The organism is Alteromonas macleodii ATCC 27126, assembly GCF_000172635.2.
Taxonomy (GTDB): Bacteria; Pseudomonadota; Gammaproteobacteria; order Enterobacterales; family Alteromonadaceae; genus Alteromonas; species Alteromonas macleodii.
The window spans coordinates 252,283-270,590 of the sequence record NC_018632.1 but is presented as its reverse complement, the minus strand read 5'-3'; the positions used below and the strand labels follow the sequence as shown (position 1 = coordinate 270,590).

At 44.9% G+C, this 18,308-nt stretch carries 15 protein-coding genes and 1 tRNA gene; 7 read left to right on the top strand and 9 right to left on the bottom strand.

Annotated elements, in window-relative coordinates:
• Nucleotides 1-2 precede the first annotated feature (2 nt).
• The 5 genes from MASE_RS20365 to MASE_RS20465 form a co-directional block, all read right to left on the bottom strand.
• Entirely contained in the window at nucleotides 3-2,483 is a 2,481-nt protein-coding gene (locus MASE_RS20365) for a methyl-accepting chemotaxis protein (RefSeq protein WP_434242048.1), read from the bottom strand.
• A gap of 471 nt (nucleotides 2,484-2,954) precedes the next feature.
• Nucleotides 2,955-3,458, bottom strand: a complete 504-nt coding sequence (locus MASE_RS01180) for a chemotaxis protein CheW (RefSeq protein WP_014947935.1) — start codon at nucleotides 3,456-3,458, stop codon at nucleotides 2,955-2,957.
• The gene (locus MASE_RS01175) at nucleotides 3,455-5,548 is read right to left on the bottom strand and encodes a chemotaxis protein CheA (protein WP_014947934.1); all 2,094 of its coding nucleotides are present in this window, start codon (nucleotides 5,546-5,548) and stop codon (nucleotides 3,455-3,457) included. Before MASE_RS01175 ends, MASE_RS01180 begins: the two co-directional genes overlap by 4 nt.
• A gap of 37 nt (nucleotides 5,549-5,585) precedes the next feature.
• Nucleotides 5,586-5,951: a response regulator gene (locus MASE_RS01170; protein WP_014947933.1), complete on the bottom strand. Its 366-nt coding sequence runs from the start codon at nucleotides 5,949-5,951 to the stop codon at nucleotides 5,586-5,588.
• A 56-nt stretch (nucleotides 5,952-6,007) separates the two neighbouring features.
• Nucleotides 6,008-6,679, bottom strand: a complete 672-nt coding sequence (locus MASE_RS20465) for a methyl-accepting chemotaxis protein (protein ID WP_373995662.1) — start codon at nucleotides 6,677-6,679, stop codon at nucleotides 6,008-6,010.
• A 926-nt stretch (nucleotides 6,680-7,605) separates the two neighbouring features.
• On the opposite strand from MASE_RS20465, the gene MASE_RS01160 reads away from it, so the two are divergent.
• On the top strand, nucleotides 7,606-8,319 hold the full coding sequence (locus MASE_RS01160; protein ID WP_014947931.1) for an HAD family hydrolase: 714 nt from the start codon (nucleotides 7,606-7,608) through the stop codon (nucleotides 8,317-8,319).
• A gap of 180 nt (nucleotides 8,320-8,499) precedes the next feature.
• On the opposite strand, the gene MASE_RS01155 is transcribed toward MASE_RS01160, so the two are convergent.
• The 4 genes from MASE_RS01155 to mutY all read right to left on the bottom strand — a co-directional run bounded on the left by MASE_RS01155 (nucleotide 8,500) and on the right by mutY (nucleotide 11,253).
• Complete coding sequence (locus tag MASE_RS01155) at nucleotides 8,500-8,955, bottom strand: hypothetical protein (RefSeq protein ID WP_232362794.1); 456 nt, start codon at nucleotides 8,953-8,955, stop codon at nucleotides 8,500-8,502.
• Nucleotides 8,956-9,626: 671 nt separating this feature from the next.
• Nucleotides 9,627-9,702, bottom strand: a tRNA-Phe gene (locus MASE_RS01150).
• Between the two features lie 151 nt (nucleotides 9,703-9,853).
• Entirely contained in the window at nucleotides 9,854-10,126 is a 273-nt protein-coding gene (locus MASE_RS01145) for an oxidative damage protection protein (RefSeq protein ID WP_014947929.1), read from the bottom strand.
• Nucleotides 10,127-10,185: 59 nt separating this feature from the next.
• On the bottom strand, nucleotides 10,186-11,253 hold the full coding sequence (gene mutY / locus MASE_RS01140) for an A/G-specific adenine glycosylase (protein WP_014947928.1): 1,068 nt from the start codon (nucleotides 11,251-11,253) through the stop codon (nucleotides 10,186-10,188).
• Nucleotides 11,254-11,366: 113 nt separating this feature from the next.
• On the opposite strand from mutY, the gene MASE_RS01135 reads away from it, so the two are divergent.
• From MASE_RS01135 to arcA, 6 genes are all read left to right on the top strand, one after another.
• The gene (locus MASE_RS01135) at nucleotides 11,367-12,071 is read left to right on the top strand and encodes an alpha/beta fold hydrolase (protein WP_014947927.1); all 705 of its coding nucleotides are present in this window, start codon (nucleotides 11,367-11,369) and stop codon (nucleotides 12,069-12,071) included.
• 91 nt (nucleotides 12,072-12,162) lie between these two features.
• Nucleotides 12,163-12,882, top strand: a complete 720-nt coding sequence (trmB, locus tag MASE_RS01130; RefSeq protein WP_014947926.1) for a tRNA (guanosine(46)-N7)-methyltransferase TrmB — start codon at nucleotides 12,163-12,165, stop codon at nucleotides 12,880-12,882.
• Entirely contained in the window at nucleotides 12,882-13,964 is a 1,083-nt protein-coding gene (locus MASE_RS01125) for a methyltransferase (RefSeq protein WP_014947925.1), read from the top strand. The genes trmB and MASE_RS01125 overlap by 1 nt, the downstream gene beginning before the upstream one ends.
• 149 nt (nucleotides 13,965-14,113) lie before the next feature.
• Nucleotides 14,114-15,538, top strand: coding sequence for a glycogen synthase GlgA (glgA, locus tag MASE_RS01120; RefSeq protein WP_014947924.1), 1,425 nt, complete (start codon nucleotides 14,114-14,116; stop codon nucleotides 15,536-15,538).
• Nucleotides 15,539-15,645: 107 nt separating this feature from the next.
• Complete coding sequence (locus MASE_RS01115) at nucleotides 15,646-17,292, top strand: sensor histidine kinase (protein WP_014947923.1); 1,647 nt, start codon at nucleotides 15,646-15,648, stop codon at nucleotides 17,290-17,292.
• 154 nt (nucleotides 17,293-17,446) lie between these two features.
• On the top strand, nucleotides 17,447-18,154 hold the full coding sequence (gene arcA, locus MASE_RS01110) for a two-component system response regulator ArcA (RefSeq protein ID WP_014947922.1): 708 nt from the start codon (nucleotides 17,447-17,449) through the stop codon (nucleotides 18,152-18,154).
• Nucleotides 18,155-18,308 lie beyond the last annotated feature (154 nt).

Below are 18,308 nucleotides of genomic sequence, written 5' to 3'. Positions count from 1 at the left end.
CACTAAAACGCCTCCCAATCTGACGCATCTGGTGCCGCTGGGTTCAGCGCTTTCATTCGCTGCTTGGGCACTTCACGCTCTTTAGGTAATGCTTTGCTGCCGTTTAGCGACTGAATGTCAGCATTCTGAGTGGGCTTGCGACTACTTCCCACTTTGAACACAGACACCCGTTGGGCTAGTTCACCCGATTGCTGTCTCATACTGTCTGCAGCTGCTGCTGCTTGTTCAACTAACGCAGCATTTTGCTGAGTCATTTCGTCCATTTGAACCACCGCATTGCTCACTTCCTGTATTCCGGTGGCTTGCTCAGACGATGCCGCTGCAATTTCAGACATAATGTCGTTAACGCGTTTAATTGCAGTGACGATGTTGGCCATGGTTTCCCCAGACTTATTCACCAACACGTTGCCATCACCAATTTTATCGACCGACGCAGAAATTAGCGCCTTTATGTCTTTTGCCGCCTCGGCAGAGCGCTGCGCCAGCGTTCTCACCTCAGAGGCAACAACGGCAAACCCGCGACCTTGCTCGCCCGCTCTTGCAGCTTCGACTGCTGCGTTCAGTGCGAGTATGTTAGTTTGGAAAGCAATGCCATCAATAACGCCGATGATGTCAGATATACGCTGGGCAGAGTCGTTAATTTCACCCATGGTATGCACTACTTGTTCAATGACCTTTCCGCCCTCTGATGCTACTTCTGATGCCTGGCTTGCCAAGCCTTTTGCTTGATCGGCATTCTCTGCGTTCAGCTTCACTGTGCCCGTTAACTCTTCCATGGCTGACGCTGTTTCTTCTAAGCTAGACGCTTGCTGCTCGGTACGACTAGACAAATCGGCGTTGCCGGTGGCGATTTCATTTGAAGCCGTATCGATGGTTTCCACAGCGGTGTGAATTTTCACTATGGTGTCGCGCAGTTCACCAATAAAGTGATTAATAGATTCGCCAAGCACCTTAAAGTCACCTTCTAATGGCTCTTCTATCGTTTTCAGTAAATCACCGTCTGTCAGACTTGCCATAATAGACTTAATGCTTTCTACCGCTAAGGTTCTTCCTGTCACGTCCGTGGCATATTTCACGACTCTAAACGGCGTGCCGTTTTGGTCTAGGATTGGGTTGTAGGAGGCTTGAATGTAAACTGGTTTTCCTGACTTGTTGAAACGCTTGTATTCTCCGCTAGCATAAACGCCTTGGCGCAATTGCTCCCAGAATGCTGCGTATTCAGGACTGTTTTTGAAAGCAGGGTCCACAAAAATACTGTGATGCTTTCCTTTCACTTCATCTAGGGTATATCCCATCGCGGCTAAAAAGTTGCTGTTTGCGTTTAAAATTACCCCCTCAAGGTCAAACTCAATGACGGCCTGTGACTTACTAATGGCATTTAATTGGCCTTCAAAGTAGGCGTTTTTCAACTTCTCTTCGGTAATGTTAGTCGCGTATTTGACCACCCTAAACGGGTTGCCATTCATGTCTTCTATAGGGTTGTAAGAAGCTTGGATCCAAACGGCTTTTCCTGCTTTGCTTACGCGCTTAAATTCTCCTGAGAAGAAATTACCTTCTTTAAGTTCAGACCAAAAACGCTGGTACGACTCTGACTGTCTGGTTTCTTCATCCACAAATAGTTGGTGATGTTTACCTTTGATTTCGTCTAGTCGGTAGCCCATGGTGTTGAGGAAGTTGTCGTTAGCAGTAATGATAGTGCCGTCGACATCAAACTCGATCACAGCCTGAGATTTACTGATAGCGTTAATTTGTCCTTCGAAATACGCATTTTTTAACTTGTCTTGCGTTACATCGGTGGCAAATTTAACGACTTTAAATGGCTTACCCGAGCTGTCGAAAATGGGGTTGTACGATGCGCGGATCCATATTTCCCTGCCACCTTTTGCAATGCGTTTATACTCACCCTCACTGTGCTCTCCGGCTTTTAAGCTTTGCCAAAAAGCTGCATATTCAGCGCTTAACTTATAGCTTGGATCAACAAACATACTGTGATGCTGCCCTTTAATTTCAGAAAGGCTGTAACCCATTGCGGCGAGGAAGTTTTCGTTGGCGTTAAGAATAGTACCTTCTAGATCAAACTCAATAGCGGCCTGTGATTTATTAATGGCCGTAATCTGCCCTTCGTAGTCAGCATTTTTTTGTTTTTGCGCTGTAATATCAGAGGCAAACTTGATGATGTAATTTACGTCACCGTTGTCATCAAATACTGGGTTGTAGGTCGCTTGGATCCACACCTCTTCGCCTTGCTTGTTAATTCTGCAAAACTCACCGCTGTGTACGTCGCCGCTTTTTAGCTTTTTCCAAAACTGCTGGTACTCTTCGCTTTGAGCATAATCACTGTCGACAAAAATGCGATGATGCTTTCCCACCACTTCACTTTCGCTATAGCCCATTGCGGATAAAAAGTTATCGTTGGCCGACAAGATTTCTCCGTCAGTCGTAAACGATATCACCGCCTGGCTTCGCATAATGGCATCGACCATACCTTTGTTGCGTTTATTTTCAGTGTTGTCCTGCCACTCGGTGACATAAAGCTGAGTGCCATTCTCGTCTATCGTTATTGTAGATGCACTTACACAAAAGCCGTGCTCAGCAAGAGAAACGAGGTGCTTATCGCCCGAAGTATGGGTAAGTAAATAAGACAGGTTTTCTGAAGCGCTTGCCCCATTTGCAATGTCGTCTATGTGCTTTCCTGATAGTGAAGACTCACCATCGTTGACAGTAAAGTCCTTAGGGTAGGCCTTTGTCATTCGCAGGAATGCGGGAGTGTGGTAGTGAATAACCCCCGACTTGTCGATAACCAACAAGTTTGAGGCACTGGCCTTTAGGATATTCGACTTCAATAGCGAGTCGTGCTTCGCTATTTTTAACTCTTCGCCGTTCAGAAAATTAAATACGCCCATAACTAATATTTCCCAATGTCAGGTGTTTCCGTTTAGTGAAGGACCTTGTAACTACGCGTCGTCTTTTACGCTCTCAGGTGCGACTAAACCCAGCTCTTCGCTGGTTATTAAGCTTTCTATGTTCACCAGAATGACCATGTTTTCATCTACATCAGCTAAGCCGTGTAGATACCTGCTGTCAAAAGCTACGCCAAACTCTGGTGGCGGAAGTACTTGTTCTTCAGACAAGCGAATAACATCGGATACACCATCTACCACGATGCCAACAATACGCTCTTGAATGTTCAGCATTATCACTATTGTGAAGTCGTTATATGTGGCCTCGCCTACGTTAAACTTAATGCGCAAGTCCACGATAGGAACGATGTCACCACGCAAATTAATCACGCCTTTTATGAAGGCTGGCGCATTCGCAATCTTAGTGACTTGTTCGTACCCTCTAATTTCTTTTACTGTGGTGATGTCCAAGGCGTAATGCTCATCGCCAAGCACAAAACTTAAATATTCTTTGTCCTGTCCGCCGGTAACCGCTTGATGCAAGGCAGTTTCACTCATGAAAGTAACTCCTCTATTTGACTGGAGGTATACGTTGTAGCAATGGAGTCTGCATCGATAATAAGTGCGACTTTTCCGTCGCCCATAATGGTTGCCCCCGCTATTCCAGCCACCTTACGGTAATGCTCTTCTAAGCTTTTAATCACCACTTGCTGCTGGCCGACGAGCGCATCAACCAAAACACCAAAGCGTTTTTTACTGCTTTCAAGCAACACCACAATGCCTTCTGTGGGAGAAAGCGCGGCATCCTCTACTTCCATGAAGTCGTAGAGGGGCACCAAAGGCCAGTATTGATCTCGTATATAGAGAACGGTGTCGTTGCCCAAGGTCTTCAGCTGCTGCTTAGTAGGCTGGAAGGATTCAATAATATTTAAAAGTGGGATCACGAAGATTTGCTTACCCACCGACACACACATGCCATCAACTATGGCTAGCGTAAGCGGCAGGTGAATGAAAAACGCTGAACCTTCACCGGCGCTAGACTCGATATCGATACGACCGCCAATCGATTCGATATTGCGGCGCACCACATCCATACCTACCCCTCTTCCCGATACATCGGTAATGGCTTCGGCAGTTGAAAACCCAGGTTGGAATATAAGCTGCCATACTTCTGAATCAGGCATGTCATCAGATACGGTGAGCCCGTTACTTCGCGCTTTATCGAGAATTTTGTCGCGGTGAAGACCACCGCCATCATCAATAATGCTGATAATAATGCTACCGCCTTTCTGCTCGGCACTTAGAATAACCGTGCCTTTTTCTGGCTTGCCAGCAGCGACGCGTTTGTCGGGCATTTCTATGCCGTGATCGATGCTGTTGCGAACGAGATGGGTAAGGGGGTCGACAATCTTTTCAATTAAACTTTTATCAATTTCCGTGCTGCCTCCCTGGAGTACCAGTTCTACCTGCTTACCTAACTTACCTGCCAAATCTCTTACTAAGCGCGGGAAACGATTAAAGGTTGCGGTTAGCGGCAGCATACGCATAGACATCACTGATTCTTGAATTTCCCGGGTGTTTCGCTGCAGTTCATCAATGGCTAGCTGCAACCGTTCGCCAACTTGTCCTTCAACGTCTTGCCCGATCATAGACAGCATAGACTGGGTAATAACCAGCTCTCCGACTAAGTTAACCATGGCATCAATTTTAGTGGTGTCTACACGAATAGAGGCCGATTCACGGGCAGTGCTCTTTTTCGCTGGCGGTTTTGGTGGCGTTTTGACTTGTGTTGTCGTGGGGGCAACGCCACTTGTTGGCGCTTTATCATTGTTAGATGTTGTTGCTGTATTCGATTGAGTACTGGCGCTTTGCGCGTTATTACTACTCGCAATTTCTAGGGAAGTATTGATATTGGTAGCTGACGGTGCGTCTTCGAAAAAACCGAAACCCTGCTCTACTTCAGCTGTTTCGGTTTTAGTCGTTTCAGTTTGTGCGTCGACGGTATTATTCGATATTTCATCATCGAAGAAGCCAAAGCCGTCATCGTCATTATTCTCACTTTTAGTGTTGTCGCCGTGAGAGAGCACTTCGTTAACTGGCTCGTCGTCGAAAAAACCAAAACTGTCGTCAGCGGCTTCAATAGCACTATTAGGCTCATCGTCAAAGAAACCAAAGCTGTCGTCCTGAGCGCTTTCGTTATGCGCATTCACGCTTACTTCTGAAGAATCGTCACCATCGCCGGGGGCTGGGTCTGTATATTGACCGTTGATTACGCCATTTAGAATTTTAATGCGCTCGGCAATACTGTCTTCTGGTACGGGGGTCTCATCCCGGTAGGCGTTAAGCGTGTCTTTTAAAACATCGAGAGTTTCTAAAAGCACATTTACAATGTCAGCGGTAACACTAAGCTCATTGTTGCGGGCTTTATCTAACAAGTTTTCCATCACATGCGTTAAATTCATCAACGCATCAAAACCGAAAATACCGCTGCCACCTTTAATCGAATGGGCAGCGCGAAAAATGCTATTTAGCTCTTCAGGATCAGGGGATTCAACATCTAAACTCATCAATAGCTGTTCCATATCGTCGAGATGTTCATCGCTCTCGTCGAAAAACACGCCATGAAACTGTTCTATATCGATGCTCATTCCGAATCCTTCCAGATTTTAGGAGTGGGTGGGCGATTTAGCCCAGCACGCGCTTCGTTACATCAAGAAGCTTGTTTGGATCGAAAGGCTTCACCATCCAGCCTGTGGCGCCAGCGGCTTTACCTTTTGCTTTCATATCGTCGCCTGCTTCTGTAGTAAGCATAACAACAGGCGTTCTGCTGTAAGTCCCCAAACCGCGCAAATTTTTTATAAGCGTAAGGCCATCCATTCGTGGCATATTCTGATCGGTTAAAACAAAATTAAATTGCTGACTTTTGCATTTATCTAATGCATCTTGCCCGTCTTGGGCTGTCGTAACGGTATAGCCCGCACCTTTTAGGGTCATTTCTACCATCTGACGAATGGACACTGAATCGTCAACAACTAGAATGTGTTTGCTCATATGCTCACTTCTCCAAAGTAGGTCATTACTGACTGTGCTTCCTGTTCCTTGCTTAGCTAGAACAATTCGACTTCCCCAGCGTCCATAGATGTTGCAGACACAGGGTTGTGGTCATTTTTCCCTTTCGCAGCGAGTCCTTTTTGGTACTCGTTTAATGCACTGACGAAACGCTCGATATTGTTAGCGTCTAACGTCGCCAACTGCTCTAAAATGAACTTGATCATATCTTGGGTATACTGAATGTGTTGGCCGTTGATATCGCCAAACTGCATACCCCGAATGGCCGCATTTATCGACTCGTCAAGCTGAGAGCCAATGTCTTCAATCTGTTTAGTGGTTACAAGGTCAGCCTCCGCTTTCTTGATAATCTCAGACAACTGCTCACTGATATGTGATTTAGCATTAACCACCTGAGAAATATCCTGAGACGCTACAAATTCAGCAGTGTCTGTGAGCTTATCTACCAGACTTCTTATGTTCTCGACCTGGGTTTTAATCACATCACTAAACTGAGTGGAGCGAGTTGAGAGCGCCCTGACTTCATCAGCAACAACAGCGAAGCCACGACCAGCCTCACCTGCTCGCGCCGCCTCTATAGCCGCATTCAAAGCAAGTAAATTAGTTTGTGCAGCGATGTCATCAATACCACTCAGTGCTTCAATTACCGTAGGCATGGCCTGTTGAATGGTTTGCACTTGCTCCATTAGGTGCTTTGTCGACGACGACATCTGTTCTGTAGAATCAATGAATTGCGTTAGTGTTCCATCGGTTTCGCGGGCGAAATTGCGCATTCGGTCGGAGTAAGACTGCGTATGCGCTTCGTCCACACTTAGCAGATCTTCAATACACTCAATTTGTTGAGAAACTAGTGATTTCAAACTGCTAAAGGCGTGAGACAAAGTTTCTACTGCGTCATCCTGCGTTGATTTGATGTCCGATAAATTGGCGTCACAAGTGCCAAGTGAAACACTTAACCCCTCACTGGCTTTTTCAATATCAGCATTTCTGCTTGCCGCCATATCCGCAGCACTATTCTCTGTCGGGTATATCTCGTCGCTTTCGCTGTTATTTTTTGAGTGAATAAGGGCACAAATCACCACTGCGCCGGTTAGCACAGCGAGAGCGGCTAACGCCGATACTGAAAAGTAGAGCACCCACGAAGCGATAACTCCAATACCTGAAATAGCAAATATAGTGTTTACTGCGCTCTGCTGATTTGAAGATTTGTTGTTAGCTGACAAAAAACTCTCCTTGAGAATTACGCGCGGCTTAGTTTCACCCTGAACATTCAACTGCCGGTTGCTTCTTTCAGACAAGGCAGTTGAACGAAGCAGCTAGCTTTCTATCATTATTAACAGTTCGAAGTTTCTCACTTCGCTTAAAATCACAGGTGTTAAGCCAAAAACTATCTCTTTAAAACACAGAGCAATGGCGCGTTACCTCTTTTAAAAAGTAACAACGTTATATTTCGCTGCGTTTTTACATATGAAGTAAGCGTAGTACCCATTTTGAAAAGTAGGCAAGAACATGCATAAGTTTTTTATTAAAAAAGCGTTTTTTGGCTTTAACTGCGCCTAAAAAGCGCAAACTAGTTCTTATCAGGCTTGCTTTCAGAGTATTTGGCGTAATTCCACTATGCGACAAGTGCGCGACTATGCAGGTTGCTCTTTCTGAAATCGAAACATTCATGTGCGACTATGGTGCACACCACTCCCTAGTAATTTATCCATACATGCCATTAATTATTTTTGATTTCGACAACTGCTTAGCTCCGGGCAATAGTGTAGGTGAAGACATATTGCTACCTCTATTCGATGTCATCGAGTCAGATAAGAGTAACGATTTAACTCCCTCTATGAGACAAGAAATGCGTCTGGATTTTTGGCGTAAACCTTTGGACTATATTGTTGAAAAATATAAGTTCTCTGAGCATTCAAAATCTGCGAGTTATGCTTACTTTTCGCAGTTGAGTATTGCGCACCCTATAGAAGGCTATGAAGACACTCATTTAGTTAATGCGTTTGAAGAGGTGAAGCTACTTGTAACTTCTGGATTCCAAAAATTTCAACATTCGAAAATTCGCCAATTGGGCGTTGAAGGTGCTTTTGAAGACATTTACTACGATGACCCAGGTAACCCGCCTAGAAAAGGCAAAGCATTCTACTTCGACATCATAGCCAAAAAATATAATACAGCTCCGAGTGAGGTATGGGTTATTGGAGACAGTGAGGAGTCAGAAATTAGTGCGGGTAATAGTTTAGGTATGAAAACGGTTCAGATACTTCGACCGGGCGTTAAAAAGTCACCAAAGGCACAATTCCATGTGTCTTCGCTTCAAGAGTTTTTAAGTTTGGTACAGATGTCTTAGCGCTTGTGTGTTCGTCATCATCAATGACTTGAGGTGTTAATTGGCCTTTCAGCCCCGCTTCATGCTGCTTAATATTGGAAACTATCTGTTCATTTCGATTTCATCGATAAGCCCCACTAGGGGGCATAATCATGCCCGAATTCATCTATATCGTGAATCCATTTATTTGGGGCCGGTCAATTATGGATCCAAACTATCAGCATCAGGCAAAGGTGTGTATTTGTATCCAGTCAATACCCAAACTCCATTCATATATGTATAAGTCCACTCCCTGGTTCCATCAGCTCTAGTCTGCTTGACTGTTTGCTTATCACCTCCTTTCGGAGCTGGATCAGGATTTGGAACACTGTTAAAGGTTTCCAAAGAGCTTTCGGTTCCTTTATTAGACTTACCTACACCCGTACAGAAATGTTTCTTACTTATCAAAGTATAAGGTTCGTCAAGGGCAAACGTGTTAGTGCTAATTGCTTCATACATTGCATCAATCAGCCCAGAACTGAGAGTAGGGGTGCCTTTTTCCTCTATCACTTCAGTACTACAAACCGTTTTTGCTAAGGTAGAACCGGAAAATACAATAGATGAAACCACGAAGAATGTTACATAAGCACCTAATTTAAATACAATTGGCGACTTCACACGTACTCGATGGCTTTTATTCGAAAACAGAAAACTATGAATATACTTAAGCATCGTAATTAAACTCCCTTTTAATTTAAATTGTGAAAATCTATAACGAAAGTCTAGTCATAACTCATACAAGACTCCAAACGCAAGACGCAAGACACAAGACACAAGACACAAGACACAAGACGCATTAAATCAAACCTCGACGATTAAGTGCATCAAGTTACTTAGATTAAAAGTCAATAAGTGCACCACTCGCTAAATTAAGTACCCTTTCGTAGGTATTAACGCAGAATTTGGCATAACTGGATGGTTAAAGCACTAGAGAAATAACTTTTATCAGAATAGTTTTTGGAAAAACCGGATTTAATTGAAAGCTCGGGGCTGGTTGGCCGAAATCAAAAAAGCCCTCGCATTTCTGCAAGGGCTTAAATGATGGTGCTTCGACCCGGGATTGCAACGCGCGGCGCAGCCGCAGGGGCACGTTAGCGTGTGCCTGTGTTTTTCAACCGCCGAGATCAAAAAAGCCCTGCATTTTCATGCAGGGCTTTCTGAATAATGGTGCCTCGCTCCGGGATTGCAACGCGCGGCGCAGCCGCAGGGGCACGTTAGCGTGTGCGTGTGTTTTCAACCGCCGAAATCAAAAAAGCCCCGACCATTTCTGATCAGGGCTTCTTTATAAGTGGTGCCTCGACCCGGGATCGAACCAGGGACACGCGGATTTTCAATCCGCTGCTCTACCAACTGAGCTATCGAGGCTGAAACTTGTTAGCGTTCTAGGCGTTTACTGCCTGTCCTGCTGTGGGTGCGTATTAAACGGTTTTCGCCTTCACAAGTCAACCGTTTTTCTCGCTTTTTTTGCGCTTTTATTACTGTTTGCGCATTGTTTGCTCAAAAAAGGCTTTTTTGCTTATTTTTCAGGCGGAACGTAGCCTTCAATCGTAGGCTCTACGTCGTCGAACAAGTATGCCGACATTTTTTCTTCCAAAAACTTACGGGCATTCGGTTCCATCATATTCAACTTATGTTCGTTAATTAGCATGGTTTGCTTTTTTTGCCATTCAGCCCATGCTTCTTTAGAAATGTTGTCGAAAATACGCTTACCCAGCTCACCTGGATAAAGTTGGAAATCTAAGCCGTCAGCTTCTTTTTGAAGCTTGCGACAAAATACCGTTCTTGCCATGTTATTTCCTTTCGTTCGCTATCTGCTTAGCAATAAATATTACGTTGGGCTTAGAAGGCCTAACGCACTAACTGCTGAATAATCTTGGTTGTAGGTGCCGCTAAACCAACTTCAATAGGCTCGTTCAACGAAAACCAACGAAATGCCGTTTCGGCTACGCGCTTTGTTGGAGCAGAGTTTACCACGGCCACTACCGGGGTGATATCTAAATGAAAATGGCTAAAGGTATGACGGAAACCTTCAAGCGTTCGGGTTTCGTCGACATTGATACCTCGCTTGGCCAACTGCTCAATCCCCTCTTCTATTGAAGACACCTCAATAAAACCATATAGGCCACCCCACAGCCCTGTTGAGGGACGCTGCTCTAAATACACTTGGCTGTTAAACTGTGCCACCATCATATAGGTGGATTTCTCCGGTAGCGCCTTTTTCGGCTTCTTACCCGGGTAGTCGGCTTGCGCGCCTTGGGCGTAGGCAATACAGTCGGCTTGAAGCGGGCACTCATCACACTTTGGCTTGCTTCGCGTACAGATCATCGCGCCCAAGTCCATCATCACCTGCGTATAGTTGGCACAACGTCCGCCTTCTGAATTGGTGGGCGTGTTTTTCTCGGCCACTTCCCAAAGCTGATTCTCTACCTTTTTCTGTCCCGGCCACCCGCCAATTGCATAGTATCGCGCCAGCACACGCTTCACATTGCCATCTAAAATAGGAAAGCGCATATTGCGAGATAGCGAAAGTATCGCCCCTGCGGTTGAGCGCCCTATGCCGGGCAAGTCCATGACTTCTTCCAGAGTATAGGGAAACTCGCCGTTGTAATTATCTACCAGCATATTCGCAGCTTTGTGAAGATTCCTTGCTCTTGCGTAGTAGCCAAGCCCAGTCCAATGATGAAGCACGTCGTCTTGAGATGCCTTAGCCAAGTCGTGCACGGTAGGAAAAGACGCCATAAAGCGTTTAAAGTAAGGAATTACCGTGGTGACTTGAGTTTGCTGCAGCATTATTTCCGACACCCACACCTTATAAGGCGTAACGTCTTGTTGCCAAGGCAAATGCTTTCGCCCGTGTTTATCAAACCATGCGAGTACTCGCTCTGCAAAGCTACCTGTATATTGTTGTTCTGTCATAATCGTCTGTATGGGCAGTTACTACCGCTAGGTCGTTTTCTACTTAGCGACCATTCATTAAAAAGCGCGCTATGGTAGCATGTAACTAGCCAGTTTATTGTTAAGGAGCACACGTGTCTGTGCAGCACCCTGTTTTATTTTTTCCCGGTACGCTCTGTGACGAACGCGTATTTCTACCGCTTTGGCGCGAACTAAATATTGCACAACGTCGTTATGTACCGCTTCAATGGGCAGCATCGCTAGAAGAAATGCTGGCATTAAGTGAAGATCGTATTCTTGATAACGAAAAAGTGCACCTTGTGGGTTATTCGATGGGCGGGTTTATAGCTGCATTAGTAGCACAGCGCAATCCTGCCAATATTGCTTCGATAACCTTAATCGGTTACAACCCAGAAGGGTTATCAAAAGAAGAAATTGCAAAGCGCAAGCAGCTTACTACTATGCTCAAGCAAGGTAACTTTAAGCCCGACAACGACGCTTATCTTTCGCGATTTATCCACCCTTCCCGCTTAGCGGATGAAAACGTGGCTGGTGTTGTAAAATCGATGGCGCAGGATTTAGGTAAAACAACGTTACTTAACCACACGCTAGCAACCACACCACGAGAAAGTACCGTTAAAGCGCTCGCAAAGATCAATGCGCCAGTAACGTTTATTACTGCCCAGCAAGACGCCATTGCACCAGCAGAAACAATTAAGCAGCTAAAAAATGTACTACCCAAAGCGACGTTCCACACCATTAGTGACGCCGGGCATATGGTAGTACTTGAGAAAACTGACGCCGTAGCGTCTATTATTGCGAAACAAATTGGCGTATAAAATTACAGCATTTTTGCCACGATAGCGTTGCATAAGCCGTGGGTAAGTGGATAATGCGCCACCATAAAATTGGGTAAGAAAGGCATTGCAAATGAGGCAATTCAAAAGTCAGGCGGAAGCAGAAGCCGCTGGAGTATACGTAAGCAAGGTAAAAAGCTTCGTGAAACGCGAAGGTAGACTTACTAAAGCACAAGAAAAAGCGCTAGAAGATTACTGGCCAACCAAGGGCATTGACTACGCTGAAGCACCGTTATCGTTGTCAGAAATTTTTGGCCGAAGTGCGCCTGTTGTTGTAGAAATTGGCTTTGGTATGGGCAAGTCATTGGTTGAAATGGCCGCAAATGCACCTGAGAAAGACTTTATCGGCATTGAAGTTCACCGTCCAGGCGTTGGCGCATGCTTAGCTGAAGCAAGCGAACAAGGCGTCGAGAACTTGCGTGTAATGGACCATGATGCGGTAGAAGTGCTCAAAAATATGATCCCAGATGGTTCGTTGTCTCGTCTACAGCTATTTTTCCCAGACCCTTGGCACAAGAAGCGTCACCACAAACGCCGTATTGTTCAGCCTGAATTTGTTGAGCTGGTTCGCACCAAATTAGCTATTGGCGGTTGTTTTCATATGGCGACAGATTGGGAGCAATATGCTGAGCACATGTTAGACGTTATGATCAATGCCGACGGTTACACCAATACTGCAACTGACGGCGACTATGTACCTCGTCCAGACTACCGCCCAATTACCAAGTTTGAAACCCGTGGCCAAAAATTAGGTCATGGCGTTTGGGATCTAATTTTCGAGCGTACTAAGTAATGATTTTATCTCCTCAAAGCCAACTGTTAGAACGTAATATCGCGCTTTTCGACGAAGGTCAGTGGGCATTTATCAACCCTTCTGATGCGTATTTTCTGGACGGTCTTAAATCGCAAGAAGTCACGGTAATTCACCAATATTTCGATATTTTTTCAGAGTGCGTAAGAGTCGTACCCTCGGTATCGTTTGATAGCCGAGATATTACGCGCACAGGTTTTGAGGTGACGCAAAAAGTCGGAAATCATACTCATATATTTACGCCTTTCGTTGCACTAGAGAAATCTCACACTGACGTGATGATTTTCTTACCCAAAGCAAAAACCCATTTTCAGATGCTATTGCGAATGGCAGCCAGCATGGTGGGCCAAAATGGTCGTATTCACGTGGTGGGTGAAAATAAGGGCGGTATAAAAAGTGCTGCTAAGTTGATGGACCAATACGGCCCAACCCAAAAGGTTGATTCTGCTCGCCACTGCAGTCTTATCACCGTTTTAGTTGAAGAGCCACATCTTGCCTTTGAACCGGATGCATGGCTCGATATGAATACTTATCACGTTGAGGGCACAGCTTGGCAAGTGGCCTCTATGCCTGGCGTATTCAGCTACAAAGAACTGGATGCGGGAACTGAGCTTTTACTAGAAAAACTCTCAACATCATTGAGTGGTGAAATTCTGGATTTCGCATGCGGCGCTGGCGTGATTGCCAGTTATATAATGCTTAAGTATCCGCATTTGAAGCTTCATCTTACTGATGTCAGCGCACTTGCAGTTTACTGTAGTGCACTCACCCTAGCAGACAATGGGTTATCAGCAACACTCTATGCTGCGGATGGATTGCACGGTTTTACTCAAAAAGTACAGCATATTGTCACCAACCCGCCATTTCATACTGGCATTAAAACTGACTACACCATCACTAAGCGCTTTATCTCTGACGCTAAAGCAAGCTTAAGTCGCGGCGGCACTATGCAGATGGTGGCAAACCGATTCTTACCCTACCCAGGTTTACTCGCTGAGCACTTCCAAACGGTCTATACCACAGCACAAACGTCGCAATTTTCTGTTTATCAAGCGGCTTTGTAATTAAAAAAACCATTAGCTTGTGCTAATTTAGCTTTTCTACCTGTTGCTCATGCCATTGCGTACTCCACGCAATGGCATACGGCGCTTTTTCCGTACACTATATTTAAGCATTACAAGTGCACTGCACGTTACGCTCTGGGGGATCACCTGTGAATATTGTATTTGCTATTTCAGAAGTTGAAGAATTGGTAAAAACCGGCGGCCTTGCAGACGTTGGAAAAGCACTCCCACTCGCACTAGATACCTTGGGCGAAAGCATCACCATTGTTATGCCTTATTACCAAGTACTGGCTGAACAGTTGAACCTACCAACTGTAACCGAGCAACAAACCCTGTTTACTGAAGGTCAGGTGTACCATTTTGATATTCGCTACATGCAATGGCACGGTATTCCTATTTACTTTGTAGACTCGCCCGAATACTTTATGCGTGAAGGGCTATACGCCAACGCATTTGAGGCCTATGAAGACAATGGTGAGCGTTTTAGCTTTTTCAGTGGCGCCGTACTACAAACGCTAAAAGCTATCGATAAAAAGCCTGATATTATTCACTGTCACGACTGGCATGCGGCCATGCTTCCGTTTTTACTCACCCACGACAAATCTGGGTATTTTGATGGTACTAAAACCATATTCACTATTCATAACGCGGCTTTTCAAGGCGTGCATAAGCTTGAGAGCATTTCCTTTCTTCGCCATCATCCAAACATTCTGGCGCAAGTGCACGGCGGTTACATCAATATGCTGCAAAGCGGGATTGAATTTGCCACGAAAGTGACAACCGTAAGCCCTAACTATGCGAGCGAGTTACTTACTGACCTGGGTAGTCATGGCCTACACGAGCGGCTTGTAAATCGTCAAGCCGACTTAAGCGGTATTCTTAACGGATGTGACTACACTCAGTGGAACCCTGAGACAGATACATTCCTACCTGAGAATTACAGTGTAGAGAATCTTCATCCAAAGACCGCATGTAAACGAGCATTACAGGAGAAGTCGGGATTACCTGAGAATGGCAACGTACCGCTTATTGGAATGGTGTGCCGGCTGACTGAACAAAAAGGCTTTAGCTACATACTGCCCATTTTGGACGATTTAATTAAGCACAATGTTCAAATGGCAATTGTGGGCACGGGCGACCCTAAAGTGTGTATGGATCTTGGCGAATTCGCTCAACAACACCCTGACCAATTCGCGTTTATAAACGGGTTTAGTTCCGAACATGCCCATTTGGTAGAAGCCGGCGCTGATTTCTTCCTAATGCCTTCTCAGTTTGAGCCGTGCGGATTGAACCAGATGTACAGCTTAGCTTATGGAACCATTCCCATCGTACGTTCGGTAGGCGGACTCAAAGACACGGTTATCGATTACAGCAACGATAGTGAAGGTACGGGTTTTGTGTTTGATGATCCTACGCCACATGCACTACTATCTTGCATTCGTCGAGCTCTGCTGGCGTTCTACGAAGATGCCGGAAAATTCAGGGCGATGCAGCAACGTGGAATGCGAACGCGATTCACATGGGAAGCAGCGGCGAAGAATTACCAGCAACTATACGTTTCAACCCTCAACTAAAGGGCTTTGCGTACATTAATTATTGTTTATGGGCGTCTTCCTTTTTGTGCATTTTTGCGCCACTATGAGTATATGGAAGACGCGAATGGACAATACGCAAAACGGATATGACGGATAAAGTAGTCAAGCTTACGATTAAAAGCCTTTTCATTTGGGTGGTAATGTCAATTACTACGTTTTCGCTTGCAGTGTTATCCAGTCTTGCCGTCTACACGCAAATTAAAACCTATCGTCATGAACTTGAGTCTAACGCACTCATGTTAGCCAAGTTGGTCGCAAGCAGTTCAGCTATGTATCTTTATGACGAAACGCCAGAGCGTATTGAACTTGCCCTAAGTAACCTTGCTGCCGCCGACCATGTTTTAAATGCCCACGTTTATAAAGCGCAAAGCGGTAACCTAGAGCCCCAGATTTTCGCCTCTTATAACAAGGAAGGCCAGTTATTGTTAGGAGGCAAGGAAAATCAACTGGCGTCCATGTTTATGACACCTCAGTTGGCCGACAATGGGCAATACCTTGAATTAAGTGCAAAAGTCTTCGACACTGAGACGAACATTCAGTTAGGCTGGATATATTTACGAATTTCCTCAGAGAATTTTAACCAGCTTGTTGGAAAGTCGATTTGGCTTAATTTAGCAGTAGCCTTGGCGCTATTGGCTATTAGCTTTTACTTTGCAGTGCGTATGCAGCGTATTGTAACTGGCCCCGTTGAAGACATTGCTAACTTCTTGCAGCGTACTTCACGACAACGTGATTATTCAGCCCGTGCCAGCGGCTCCACCATTAGAGAACTCGATATCTTGGCTGACGCCGTGAATGTGATGCTGTTTCGCATGCAAGAGTATATGCAAAAGCAACGACAGGCGGAGGAGCAACATAGAAAGCTCAATGCCAGCCTTGAAGATATGGTAAGTCACCGAACCATCGCCCTTAAGGATGCAAACCAGGAACTTATTCAAACGTTAGAAAAGCTACATCAGTTCCAGCGTCAAATTGTACAGAATGAAAAAATGGCCTCGCTCGGTGATATGGTTGCGGGCGTTGCGCACGAGGTAAATACTCCGATAGGTTTAGGCGTTACTGCGTCGACAATGATGTTAGACAGGTTAGCGGTTATTCAAAAAGACTTTGAAAATAAAACGCTGAAAGCCAGTGCAATGAAACGCTTTTTGGATGAAAGTAACGAAAACCTCAACATTATTTACCGCAATTTGAACAGAGCTGCCGAACTTATTAGCAGTTTTAAGCAGGTTGCTGTAGATCAAACCTCAGAATCTAGCCGAAGTTTTTGCGTTGTACAGCTAGTTAATGAGATACTATTGTCATTGCAGCCTCGACTCAAAAAATTAAAACACAACATCAACGTAGATTGCGACCCTACCCTTAGCGTTGAAACGAAGGCTGGCCCAATAAATCAAATCTTGATTAATTTAATCATGAATTCGGTTATTCATGGGTTTGAAACCATGGATGAAGGCACTATTGATATTCGTGCCGAAATGGTGAGTAGCAATAAGCTCAAGCTTGTTTATACCGATAACGGAAAAGGCATTTCCCCAGAAATTCGCAAACGGATATTTGACCCCTTTGTCACTACGAAGCGTGGGCAAGGTGGTTCCGGATTGGGAATGCACTTGGTATACAACTTAGTAACGCAAGCCCTTAATGGTTCAATATCGATTACCAGTGAGGAAGGCAACGGCGTAGAATTTGTAATTATCTTCCCCGTTGTTAATGCGAAAACGTCAGAATAGTTGTATAAAGTATGAACTTTTCTTGATTTTTATTGGCTAACCCCAATACCTTAACAGTAAGAATATTCACAAGTTGCTTGCAATCAAGTACATGAATATTAAAATTTAACCAGTTAGTTGCTTAAATCGTATTTTAGAAAGAGTGTAGAACACCATGCAGACGCCAAATGTGTTAATTGTTGAAGATGAGGTGGTAACCCGTACCACGCTTAAGAGTTTATTTGAAGCGGAAGGGTATAATGTGTTTGAGGCCGAGAACGGTGATCAAATGCATGATTTCTTCGAGAATCACGCTATCAATTTGGTTATCATGGACATTAACCTGCCGGGTAAAAATGGCCTTATCTTGGCACGTGAAGTACGTGATCGTAAAAACGTTGGCCTTATTTTCTTAACGGGTCGTGATAATGACGTTGACCGTATTCTAGGTCTTGAAATTGGTGCAGATGATTATCTGACTAAGCCATTTAACCCTCGTGAATTGACTATTCGCGCGCGCAACTTACTGTCTCGTACTACAAACTCTTCAGAAGACGACGATTTACCAAGCCGTGTAAGCTTCAATGGTTGGACGCTTGACGGTGATAGCCGTTCATTGATTTCGCCTAGCGGAAAAGAGTTCCGTCTACCACGCAGTGAATTCCGCGCTCTTCACCTTTTCCTAAGCAATCCAGGTAAGATCCTTACCCGTGAGCAGCTAATCATGGAAATGACGGGGCGTGAACTTCGTCCGAATGACCGTACGGTTGACGTAACGATTCGTCGTATTCGTAAGCACTTCGAATCAGATCCTTCAGATGAAGAATTGATTGTAACCATTCACGGTGAAGGTTACCGTTTCTGCGGTCAGGTTGACGGCTAAGACCTTGCCTGAACGAGTTTTGAATTAATGAAAAGCCGCTACTGTGTAGCGGCTTTTTTATATGTAAACACTTTATCCCAATGACGGCATAACTAAGCTATGCCGCGAATTGTCATTTGAGATATCGAGTGCTAAATGATCGACTTCACACTGA

Excerpts from the sequence above, each read along its gene's own strand:
- MASE_RS20365 (WP_434242048.1), bottom strand. The coding sequence starts at position 2,483 with ATGGTCGATGCCATTATGCGAAGCCAGGCGGTGATATCGTTTACGACT.
- MASE_RS01180 (WP_014947935.1), bottom strand. The coding sequence starts at position 3,458 with ATGAGTGAAACTGCCTTGCATCAAGCGGTTACCGGCGGACAGGACAAA.
- MASE_RS01175 (WP_014947934.1), bottom strand. The coding sequence starts at position 5,548 with ATGAGCATCGATATAGAACAGTTTCATGGCGTGTTTTTCGACGAGAGC.
- MASE_RS01170 (WP_014947933.1), bottom strand. The coding sequence starts at position 5,951 with ATGAGCAAACACATTCTAGTTGTTGACGATTCAGTGTCCATTCGTCAG.
- MASE_RS20465 (WP_373995662.1), bottom strand. The coding sequence starts at position 6,679 with ATGTCGTCGTCGACAAAGCACCTAATGGAGCAAGTGCAAACCATTCAA.
- MASE_RS01160 (WP_014947931.1), top strand. The coding sequence starts at position 7,606 with ATGCAGGTTGCTCTTTCTGAAATCGAAACATTCATGTGCGACTATGGT.
- MASE_RS01145 (WP_014947929.1), bottom strand. The coding sequence starts at position 10,126 with ATGGCAAGAACGGTATTTTGTCGCAAGCTTCAAAAAGAAGCTGACGGC.
- mutY (WP_014947928.1), bottom strand. The coding sequence starts at position 11,253 with ATGACAGAACAACAATATACAGGTAGCTTTGCAGAGCGAGTACTCGCA.
- trmB (WP_014947926.1), top strand. The coding sequence starts at position 12,163 with ATGAGGCAATTCAAAAGTCAGGCGGAAGCAGAAGCCGCTGGAGTATAC.
- MASE_RS01125 (WP_014947925.1), top strand. The coding sequence starts at position 12,882 with ATGATTTTATCTCCTCAAAGCCAACTGTTAGAACGTAATATCGCGCTT.
- MASE_RS01115 (WP_014947923.1), top strand. The coding sequence starts at position 15,646 with ATGACGGATAAAGTAGTCAAGCTTACGATTAAAAGCCTTTTCATTTGG.
- arcA (WP_014947922.1), top strand. The coding sequence starts at position 17,447 with ATGCAGACGCCAAATGTGTTAATTGTTGAAGATGAGGTGGTAACCCGT.